A 2,086-nucleotide genomic window follows, 5' to 3' on the forward strand; every position below is an offset into this window, starting at 1 on the left:
CCAACTTCGACAAGCAGAAATCGTATCTCTTTTATTGCCAATGTGATACGACTTTAGTCCTTCATTTTTCGGCACTACATCTTTGAGTTTTCATGGGTGATTTTATATTTTTTCTGCCTAATGGTGTATGTTTAATTTGTAGTTTATTGTAAATCGTGTGCTGCTTTTCCGTGGGCGCTGTGCAGGTTCTGACGTCAATAACGCAGCCGTCCTTTGTGTTCATGGTCGTTGTTACCCTTATATGGGTGGCAAGGATATTACGAATCGTATTCCAATTATAATGAACCCCTGCGGTTCTTAGCTTTTTTAATATCCCGGCAAGTATGTGATAGGCCAATACAGTGACATGCACGTGGGCAATGGTTGGGGTATCTGTGTGGTGAAAGTTTGGCCGTAAACCAAGGTTGCCTTTCATTGTTTTAAAACTTTCCTCAACAGTACTCAACGACCTATGGAGCTTTGATATCTCTTCCCCGCTAAGATCAAGTCGGTTTGTCCGTAATACATACGTGCCTATGGCTTCTTCCTTTGCTTGCGCCTGAGCATTTTTCTTAAATTTGATATCGGTCGCTTTGCCATCCGTCTGTTCCACTTTGATCGTATATAAATTGCCCACCTTGTAGCGTTCTTTTAACCGGCCTATCCTCTCTATGATCGTATCATATTTTTTCTGTCTTTTTGGCTTCTCTAATCCTTCTTTTATTGCCGAGAGCGCCTCTTCAAACCTTTGTTCTTTCAGGGAAAGGATGGACTTCTCTTTTGCCTCTTTTGCCTCGCTGTGGCATAAAAGGAATGCCTCTTCTTCAGTACGGACTAATTTCATGCCCAACGTTGTTTTCCCGTCTGATAACATAATCTTCTCTTCGTCCGTTTCAGGCCAAAAAGTATCTTCAAAAGATTTCTTGCGCGAGACGACCACATATTTATAGCCACTCTTCCTGATAAGCGCAATGTTCTCTTCCGTTGCTATCCCCGCGTCCATAACAATCGTTCTATCATTTGAAAACATACCGTCTTCTTTTTTTAATCCATCCAAAATATCTTTTAGGGTACCAGGCTCCGACACATTGCCCTCAAAAACCTTGCTCTGCTTGGGAAATCCCTCTTCATCAACGGTAAGGGATAGCGTAATTAACGGACAATCATTACGGCTCTCTTTTGATTTGTAGCGCCGGGCCACCTTACTCCCTCTTTTGCTACCCTCAAAATAGGTATTTGTTAAATCATATAAAATCACCGTCTCTTTAAGGGAAAATATCTCTCGCGCCCGCTTTGACAACTCTTGCTCTATGGCGGCATGATTCTCCCAAAGCAAGACTGCCGCGCGATGCAGCGCTTTATCATACAGTTTAACCCCGGAGTCCAACAGCTCTCCCGCCCCGCTTGTTTCAGAAAGCCATCGCACGGTATCACGCTCGCTGCCGGGATGAACCATTCTCCCCACAATGAGCATCTTGGAATAGGCAATCTGGTCATCTGTAAAATCAAGCCCTTGCAATATCTTATCAAACCCGTATTCATTCATTTGGCTTATGGCCACGTGTTCGGCGCCTACGGTCTTTGCATCATTTGTTATCAGGGAATTAATATTCACGTGCTCGTATTGAGCAGGTTCTTCCCCTGCTGATTCACCGCCGGTAATACGTTCTTGCGCCCTGTCCAACCGCTCCTGTCTTATCTGGCTGGCATAATGCCTTGCTTTCGCCTCTATTTCAGGATCTTGAGGAAACAACGTTTTTTGATTTGCTAAAAATCCTTCAATGCAATTGGCAAGGGTCTTCCACTTCTCCTCGGGCAGACTAAGCTGCCCAAGGTTTAAGACTATTTGCTGTCTTGGCCCTGAAGGGGTGCGAATGGATTCGATGAGTTGGTGTTGTATGTAGCTCTTCCCGCCATTCACTTTTTTGATCTTTTCACGGATAAACACACCGGTATTTTACCATGTAAGCAATGGCGCCGCAAGCATAAACAATAATATTCAGGCACTACATTAAACGCCGAAAGCAACATTCAACCATACCAATAGGTTACGACTATTATACGCTCAATTTCTTGCCTTTTTCAGGATAAATTTGTCGAAGTTGGG

Annotated in this window: 1 protein-coding gene; it reads right to left on the minus strand. The window is 43.8% G+C overall.

Annotated features, from left to right (window positions below):
• Positions 1-61: 61 nt before the first annotated feature.
• Positions 62-1,927, minus strand: a complete 1,866-nt coding sequence (locus QZT26_RS17340; protein WP_295103964.1) for an IS1634 family transposase — start codon at positions 1,925-1,927, stop codon at positions 62-64.
• Between the last annotated feature and the right edge of the window lie 159 nt (positions 1,928-2,086).

The organism is uncultured Candidatus Kuenenia sp., from assembly GCF_900696675.1.
GTDB lineage: Bacteria > Planctomycetota > Brocadiia > Brocadiales > Brocadiaceae > Kuenenia > Kuenenia stuttgartiensis_A.